Here is a 7,909-nt window from a genome sequence, read left to right as displayed (position 1 = left end):
TCCGTGGTTCAATTGTGTGGCATAAAGCGGTAGGAAGTTCGTAATGGCACCGAAAACACATGAAGCAACAAGCATCAATACGCTACATTTAAATAGATATGGATTTTTAATTAACTGACCAAATGACTTGAAGACACTTATTTCCTGTTCCGTTTGAGTTTCAGCAGGCTGATTTTTCTCTTTTTTCATTTTGATACTATAGCCAAACAATCCCGTACAAATTGAAATGACTACAAGCATAATGGTAAAGTAGTTCATCCCTCCTGCATCCCAAATGCCGATTGCCAGCAGTGGCCCAAGAATACCGGGCATATACGTAAATAAGGAATATAATGAAATCCCTTGAGAGCGGTCTTTCTCCGGCAACGCATCAATAATACCAATCTGTAAGGCCATTGAGAAAAAAGCTGTTGAGCTTCCTTGTAATATGCGTGCAATCAAAAAACCTTCCAAACCGCTAAATGTATAGAGAAGCAGCGCGAAGCCATTAATAACAAGGATGATACGTAGTACTCTTATCGGACCATGTTGTTTAATAATATGTCCGGCCCACGGGCGGAAAATCATAGCCGTACACATGTACGCCCCCATGATCAAACCAATTGAGGTATTGCTGGCGCCCAGCGACTCCCCCCGCAAAGGAATAATGACATTCAGAATTGAATTGGCGCTAAAAAAGAGAAGAGCAAGCATATATAAACGCAAAAAAGGCCAGGACAATGCTCCAGTCAAAGCTTCTTCCTCCTAAATTAAAAGATGATTTGCGCCTGCAATAATTTCCTTGCATAGTCAGACTGAACATTTTTCAAATGTTCAATAGGAACCATTTCCTCTATTTGCCCATCCCTAAAGATAATAACCTTGTTACAAAGATAGGCTGCAGCCTGAATATCATGGGTAATGAAAAGATAACTCATATTGTAAATGTCTTTTAATTCCTTTAATAAATTAAGCACTTGCATTTGAACAGATACGTCCAGAGAACTGATCGCTTCATCCAATATCAAACATTTGGGTTCTGTAGAAATGGCTCTGGCTATACAAACACGCTGAACCTCTCCCCCAGATAACTCGTGAGGGTATTTATTCCGATAGGAAGAGTGCAAGCCAACTTGATTCAATAAATTATTCAGCTTGTTTTGTTTCTCCGCTGCACTCTTATTTAGCATATTTAGCGGTTCCATAATGGCTTGTTCAACGGTAAAAAATGGATTAATCGACGAGGTATAGTCTTGAAAAACGATACTAATGTTGCCTGATCTTACGGTTCTATGCGAAACATGCCTTCCTTCAAACAAGACGGAACCGCGATCAGGCTTCTCAATTCCTGCTATCAACCTTCCTAATGTCGATTTGCCGCTCCCGCTTTCTCCAATAATGGCCAGACATTCACCATAATGGCATGTAAAGCTGATTTTCTTCAAAATCTGTTGTTTCTGTTTAGAAAAAAGTCCGCCTTTTCGATATCCTTTTTCAACACTGTTAACGATTAGCAATGAGTATCCTCTCCTCCATGATCTTTTTGAAATGGGAGCTCAATGCCAACCGGTTAGATATCAGATATTGCGTATACGGATGCTTCGCTTCAGTAAAAATGGTTTCGATGGGGCCTGTTTCAATAATGGTCCCTTCCCTCATGACGATGACCTCGTCCGCTATTTTCTTGACAATGCCTAAATCATGAGAGATAAAGATCATGGAACAGCCTGTTCTCTCCCGCAACCGAATCAATTGTTGGGCAACCTCATACTGCGAGATGGTATCGAGCGCTGTAGTCGGTTCATCGGCAATGATAATCTCAGGCTGGAGGACAAGAGCCAAAGCAATCATCAGCCGTTGGAGCATCCCTCCCGACAATTCGTAAGGGTATTTATTCAAGATCTCAATTGGGTTCTTTCTCTGATCTGAACACCGACAACACAGGAAGGGTCAAAGGCACGCATCCCGTTTTGAACAATCATGCAAATATGTTTGCCTCTTTTTTTTCTCATCTCTTTTTCTGAAAGGGAAGTTAGATTTATACCTTTAAAACGAATATCACCAGATTGATGTACCCATGGTTTGTTCAGTTTCATAATTGCGTGGCAAGTCAGTGACTTGCCGCTTCCGCTTTCACCTACGATTGCTAGACAGCTTCCTTGCTTCAAGTTAAATGTGCTATCTGATACAATGACTTCGTTCGTGTTAGCATCCCATATTCTCAATTGCTCAACTTCCAGTATGTTCATCGTTTAAATAGCCACCTCTTTTACCTGCATGTTCTTTGCAGAGGCATTTAATTTGGGATCCAGAGCAACTTGAAGAGAATCAGACAAGAAATTAAATGCCGAAACAATGAGGATGATGGCCAAACCCGGTGCTATCATGAGCTGTGGATTGGAGAACATCACACTTCTCGCTTCGTTCATCATCATTCCCCACTCCRCATGTGGGGCCTGAATGCCTAAACCTAGAAATGAGAACCCTGACATTTGCAAAATCATTGAGCACATCGCACTGCTTGAAATAACGGCGATATCGGACATTGTTACCGGAATAATATGCCTATATATGATTTTAATATGGCTAATACCTGTAACTTTAGAAAACTTCACATAGTCCAGCTCCGAATACTGCATAACGGAAGTTCGAATTACTCTGGCGAACCATGCCCATTTCATTAAAATAAACGCAATTAATATATTCATAAGTCCTGTTCCCAGAATTCCAACAATAGCTAATGTCATTACATACCCTGGGAAAGAAAGCATGATGTCGCAAACCCTCATCATCCATGCATCCACTTTGCCTTTAAAATATCCCGAAATGAAGCCAATAATGGACCCAACTAGTACAGATATAAATAAAGCGATAGCAACCCAAAGAACGCTTGGACGGATTCCGTACATGATTCTGGATAAAATGCATCTCCCTAGTTGGTCGTTCCCTAACGGATAGTTCCAAGATAACTCTGCATATCGAAGATTCATATTGACCTGTTCAGGATCATGCGGTGCAATGAAAGGAGCGCCCAGACCAACAAGGAAAGTTACAACAATAGTTGCCAAGGAAATCATTGCGAGCTTATCCTTCATTAAACGTTTTGCTACCTTCATTAGATTTCCTTCCTCAATTTTGGATTCAACGCGGCATTAATAAGATCAGATATCGTATTAAATCCCACAAAGGCCACTGATACAATGAGTACATAGGCTTGAATAATCGGGAAATCCCTGCCCAGAATGGATTTCACACTCAGACTTCCTAATCCAGGCCATGCAAACACATTTTCGACGACTACAGTACCCCCTAATATCGTAGGTATCGCCATGCCAAAGATGGAAATAGCAACCTGCAAGGAATTTCTTAAAATATGCTTGATGATTTTTGGTTCCGATAAACCACAAGCCCTTCCGTACAACACGTAGTCTTCGTTTATGTTATTTAACATAGAGCTTCTGACATTTCTGAAGTAAATGCCGGCATAGCCGAGCGAAATCACCGAGACCGGCAAGATATAGCTTTGATACGAATTCATCCCACTGGTAGGTAACAAATCAAGTTTGACAGAAACGTACCAAATCATCAGCGAACCAAGCAAATAAGAAGGCATAGCGGTAAGAAAAAATGATATGCCTCTGATCGATTTATCCAACCATTTTCCTTCTTTCATTGCACAAGCAACGCCTAGTAGGATTGATAATACGATGATAACAACAGATGATATCAACGTAAGTTTTAACGTATTTAGAAAAGCCGGACCTAATAAAGACCAAACAGGCTTTCCTGTAATATCAACAAAGCTTAACCTATTAACCTATCGACATTTTTATTCAAGGATCAACCGCTCAAACGGCAGTTCGAACTGTGTTTGTTTAAATGAAATGCCTTTTAGATTGCTTGGAGCTACGATTGTMACCCTACCATTCGTAAGCGGAATAAATACTGCCTCATCGTGCACAATTTTCATAATATCGGCATACAGCGACTTTCTGTTATTTTCATCCGTAGACAAAGTAACCTCCTTTATTTTTTTGTACAGTTCATCCGCTTCTGCAATACCTTTTGTCGTGTACAAATAAGATGATTCCGCAGTAAACGCAGCTATCGTGCTTTGAGGATCATAGGCCAATCCCCACGTTTGGTTGAATAGTAAATCATAATCACCAGTCGACCTTCTTTTCGCAATAGATGTTGAATCCTCACCGATAATTTCCAATTGAATACCCACATTTTTTAATAAACTTTGGATAAATTCAGCTTGCGTTTTTTGAGAAGTAGAACTGCTGTCATAATACACTTTCATCTCCAACTTTTTACCATTTTTATTTCTGACCGCAGCCCCGTTATCCAGCATCCAACCAGCTTGCTCCAACATCTTTTTCGCCATTTCGGGTTCGTAGCTTCGCTTCTTTAAATCCACATTTGCATAATTGACATTAGAAGAGAATAAAGCATTCGCTACTGTCTCTGTGCCATTAGAAATACTCTTGCTAATTGTTTCTCGATCAATTGCGTACCAGATTGCTTCACGTACGGAGGTTTCGCTTACCGGACTGCCGGACTTGCTGCTATTGGCCACAATCATTTTCGTATTCATCGGCTCACTTCTTACCAATTGATACTTGCCTGAAGCTGCCAATTGATTCATTGCTTCGACGTCAATGCTATCTGTGCCTCGATCATCCGTAAACACAAAATTGATTTCTCCTTTTTGCAAGGCTAAAAGTGTTGTTTCTCCAGATGGAAGAACTTTAGCCGTAATTTTCTTGATCTTAGGCTCACCATTCCAGTAGTCTTTATTGGCTGCGAAGGTCGCGTATTCATTCGTTTTATGCGCAACTAACACATAGGGACCCGTGCCGCTGTATCCACTTACACCATCCTTAGTGCCCTTATTAATGAAATTTTTGGGTGATAAGAACACAAAAGGTCTAGTCATGGATAATTCGAGCAAAGCTGGAGAATAAGGCTCTGACAAAACTAACTTGATGGTATGTTCATCCAGGACTTCACTGTTTACAATTTTCGTTGACAACTTAATCCATGCATGTTTAACTGCATTAGCTTGTATGGCGTCGATGTTTTCTTTCACTGCTTTAGCATCAAAAGGTTCACCATCATGGAATTTCACATTTTTCCTTAAATGAAACGTGTACTCTTTTTGATCATTTGAAACTTCCCAGGATTCTGCAAGCAAAGGCTTGATTCCATCTTTCGTATTCTCAACTAACGATTCGAATATCATCCCTTGAACAGGCATAGAGCCCGAATACAAGTGAGGATTGATATCATTCATATCTTTAGCCGTTGCATAGATAAGCTCTGTATTCTTTTTGCTATCCGACTCATTAACTACCTGTTCTGATGTGGCTTCCTTGCTGCTGCAACCAACGAGTGTCATTGCAAACGCAATCAGAATCTGAAGGAACAACATACTTCTTTTTTTCAAAGTAAATCCTCCTTAGTTCTTTCCTATTTCACTGCATATCCTATGTAAATCTTCTTCAAAACTTTGAACCGTAAATGCGTCTGATAATCCTTGACTTTGATATAAAGCAGACACTTCAATTATTTTACGCTCATACGCATGTAGGAATTTATCAATCGTTGGACTCTGCAAACCTAGGTATTTCATAATGCCTTGTATAATCTTGGTCCGGTAATAATCTTCTTTCGGCATTCGGGGGATATCCAGATAACCCTCCTTGTTCATAAACATTTTCCGAAAAGGGACCCCAGAAAAATCAAAGTATTTGCCTTCCTCATCTGGTTCAGAGAAAGGATCTATGAGCAGTGATGTATACCGGATATACAATAAATATTCTTGAAGAGTCCTATCAAACTCGCTAAAATTTTCTATATCATGACGCGACAAACTTTCCACYCTAACCGGATAATTATCATCCGTCATAAACTGTAGTAAATTGAGTCTCTTAATCTGTAGTTGATCTAACAAATTCATGATTTCTTTCCACCCAGCCAACAGATCTCGAATTAAATATTGCGTAATCGGGCCTTCCGGATAAATTTTATAAACGTATTTCTGAGTGTCTAAATCTCCAAATATCGCATCCAATGAGAAATCATTCATGAACAGCGCCGGGTGAACATATAAGGAGATGTTTCTTGTTTCCGCCTCGATCGGAGTTGCCAAAACGTCCAACGCAATGCCTGATTGCACATAGAATTGCTTTAATACTTCGAGATTGGCAGAATGAATCCGTGTGGAGCCTGCATAAATTTTTTTCTTAACCGCGGTTGTCAACACGTGATGATGTGCCCTCTCCGGTATCCATCGGGTATCACCTAGATAAGTGGAGCAACTGATAACTTCAACCTCTGTATGAAATGGGTACATATAATTGCTTACCAGACTGTTGGAACCAAGTGTGGGGGAAATTAAAACGATGCATCTTGCGCGCTTTAATACGTCATCACTTATCTGTTTTAAAACTTTGATATATGCATCTGCCGTTACAGCAAAAATCAGAGTATCCCATTCACCCGTAATTGAACCGTATCCTTTGAAAGCTTGATTAATCAGACATATGCCTTCCATTGCTCGATGACTCTCATTTTGGATGCTTACTTGAACCAAGTGATTGCTTTCTTCTAATGCCGTAAAAAATTGTTCGGAACGAGCTGATTCTCTTCCGGCAATTCCTAACTGGCAGGGAAGCTGTTTATTTAAACATACAGCAAGCTGTATCGTTGTGGGTCCTKTACCTAACAGCAAAACTCGCTTGAAGTCGCTCATTGAAACCTCCTTTTCAATTTACATAGTAAGTTTACGCTTTTTTGTACAAGGCAATATCAAACACTTGGTCAGGTTGCAGGATCGTGTCAACCAGCTGCCACTTTTGTTCATCTACCTCTTGCATGGGGTAATTAAACAACGACTTCAGCTGATTTCCGTAACGCATTGCGACAAGGACATCTGCATTTGTCAACCCATGTAATTGGTTCAACAACTCGTATTTATTGGGTACTGTTGAACTGAAGATGATATGGGTTGCTGCTGGGGTAAAATCCAATTCTTCGACTAATCTTTTTTCCAGTCGAATGTTTAACTGATTGCCCAAATGTTCCACAACACGTAATCCGAGCTCAATTGCCTCATCATCGATATCGATACCCACAACTTCTGCTCCCGTTCGTTTAGCAATCAGCAGTGGCGTCATAGGGAATGCGCCAGAACCGATCAGTAACACTTTTGAATTCGTAGTTGCTTCGTAACTTCCAAACTCTTTTTCAATGCATGATTCAATATTTATAAAATAGTCCGTAATCTCCGAGCTGCCATTTTGGAGCCTGAGGGCTCTATACTTCTCCATAATGGCAACGGCAATGGATGATTTCCTTCGTAATGCATCTACGAGTTGTGTAAATTCCTCAGGCGCTTTCTTTTCCAACCATTCCCAGGCTTCTTTGTTGGTTGTATTCGTTATAAAAGCCGAATACTTATTGATCAACTGCTCTAAATGTGAACCATATTGAAGACTATGATCATAACATGCTACTAACTCATCGAATTGTTCTAAAAATCCAACCAAAGATGCTTGAAATGCTTTTGCTACCTGCATACACTTTCCTCCTATGCAATGTAATCATAAATGTCAATAAAAGCTTTGCCTTGYGCGACAATACCGACAGTGCCCTCAATACTGAGACTTACCAGTCCTTGTTCTTTATAAGTAGCATTTACTTGTATCATGCCGCCTGGTTGTTTGATTTCGGCAACAATCTTTTCTTTGTATTTCCAAGCCAAATAAGCTCCTAATGAAGCCGTGCCTGAACCGCATCCCCGTTCCCAGACCATACTGTCCAGATGAGGAACATAAATAAGGGGAGCCAGTTCATGAGAACTCGTTTTATACAGTAAAATACCGATTAAGTTAGCCCCCATCGTTAAGCCAAGCAGTCTGGC

The 7,909-nt window shown here is 40.3% G+C and carries 7 protein-coding genes and 2 pseudogenes; all 9 read right to left on the bottom strand.

The genetic code is table 11. From position 1 onward, the window contains the following. The coding region (cntE, locus tag AC1DUA_RS26670) for a staphylopine family metallophore export MFS transporter CntE (RefSeq protein ID WP_477502649.1) at positions 1 to 732 on the bottom strand (732 nt) is incomplete at its 3' end. A 17-nt stretch (positions 733 to 749) separates the two neighbouring features. Next, positions 750 to 1,496 carry an ABC transporter ATP-binding protein gene (locus AC1DUA_RS26665; RefSeq protein WP_477502648.1) on the bottom strand — a complete coding sequence of 249 codons (747 nt, stop codon included), beginning with the start codon at positions 1,494 to 1,496 and terminating at the stop codon, positions 750 to 752. Then, a pseudogene (locus AC1DUA_RS26660) lies at positions 1,483 to 2,228 on the bottom strand (ATP-binding cassette domain-containing protein). Before AC1DUA_RS26660 ends, AC1DUA_RS26665 begins: the two are co-directional and overlap by 14 nt. Positions 2,229 to 2,231: 3 nt before the next feature. Next, positions 2,232 to 3,095, bottom strand: a complete 864-nt coding sequence (gene cntC, locus AC1DUA_RS26655; protein ID WP_477502647.1) for a staphylopine uptake ABC transporter permease subunit CntC — start codon at positions 3,093 to 3,095, stop codon at positions 2,232 to 2,234. Further along, positions 3,095 to 3,772, bottom strand: a pseudogene (locus tag AC1DUA_RS26650) (ABC transporter permease); the annotation flags it as partial. The pseudogene AC1DUA_RS26650 and the gene cntC, both read right to left, overlap by 1 nt. A 36-nt stretch (positions 3,773 to 3,808) precedes the next feature. Then, a complete protein-coding gene (cntA, locus tag AC1DUA_RS26645; RefSeq protein ID WP_477502650.1) occupies positions 3,809 to 5,416 on the bottom strand; it encodes a staphylopine-dependent metal ABC transporter substrate-binding lipoprotein in 1,608 nt (535 codons plus the stop codon). 27 nt (positions 5,417 to 5,443) lie between these two features. Continuing rightward, positions 5,444 to 6,739, bottom strand: coding sequence for an opine metallophore biosynthesis dehydrogenase (locus AC1DUA_RS26640; RefSeq protein WP_477502646.1), 1,296 nt, complete (start codon positions 6,737 to 6,739; stop codon positions 5,444 to 5,446). A gap of 31 nt (positions 6,740 to 6,770) precedes the next feature. Continuing rightward, positions 6,771 to 7,565 carry an SAM-dependent methyltransferase gene (locus tag AC1DUA_RS26635; RefSeq protein WP_477502645.1) on the bottom strand — a complete coding sequence of 265 codons (795 nt, stop codon included), beginning with the start codon at positions 7,563 to 7,565 and terminating at the stop codon, positions 6,771 to 6,773. Positions 7,566 to 7,576: 11 nt separating this feature from the next. Further along, the coding region (locus AC1DUA_RS26630; protein ID WP_477502643.1) for a histidine racemase CntK family protein at positions 7,577 to 7,909 on the bottom strand (333 nt) is incomplete at its 5' end.

Source organism: Paenibacillus sp. 01T422, from assembly GCF_056398785.1.
Note: the sequence above shows the minus strand (reverse complement) of the source record. Positions and strands in the feature narration are given on the sequence as shown.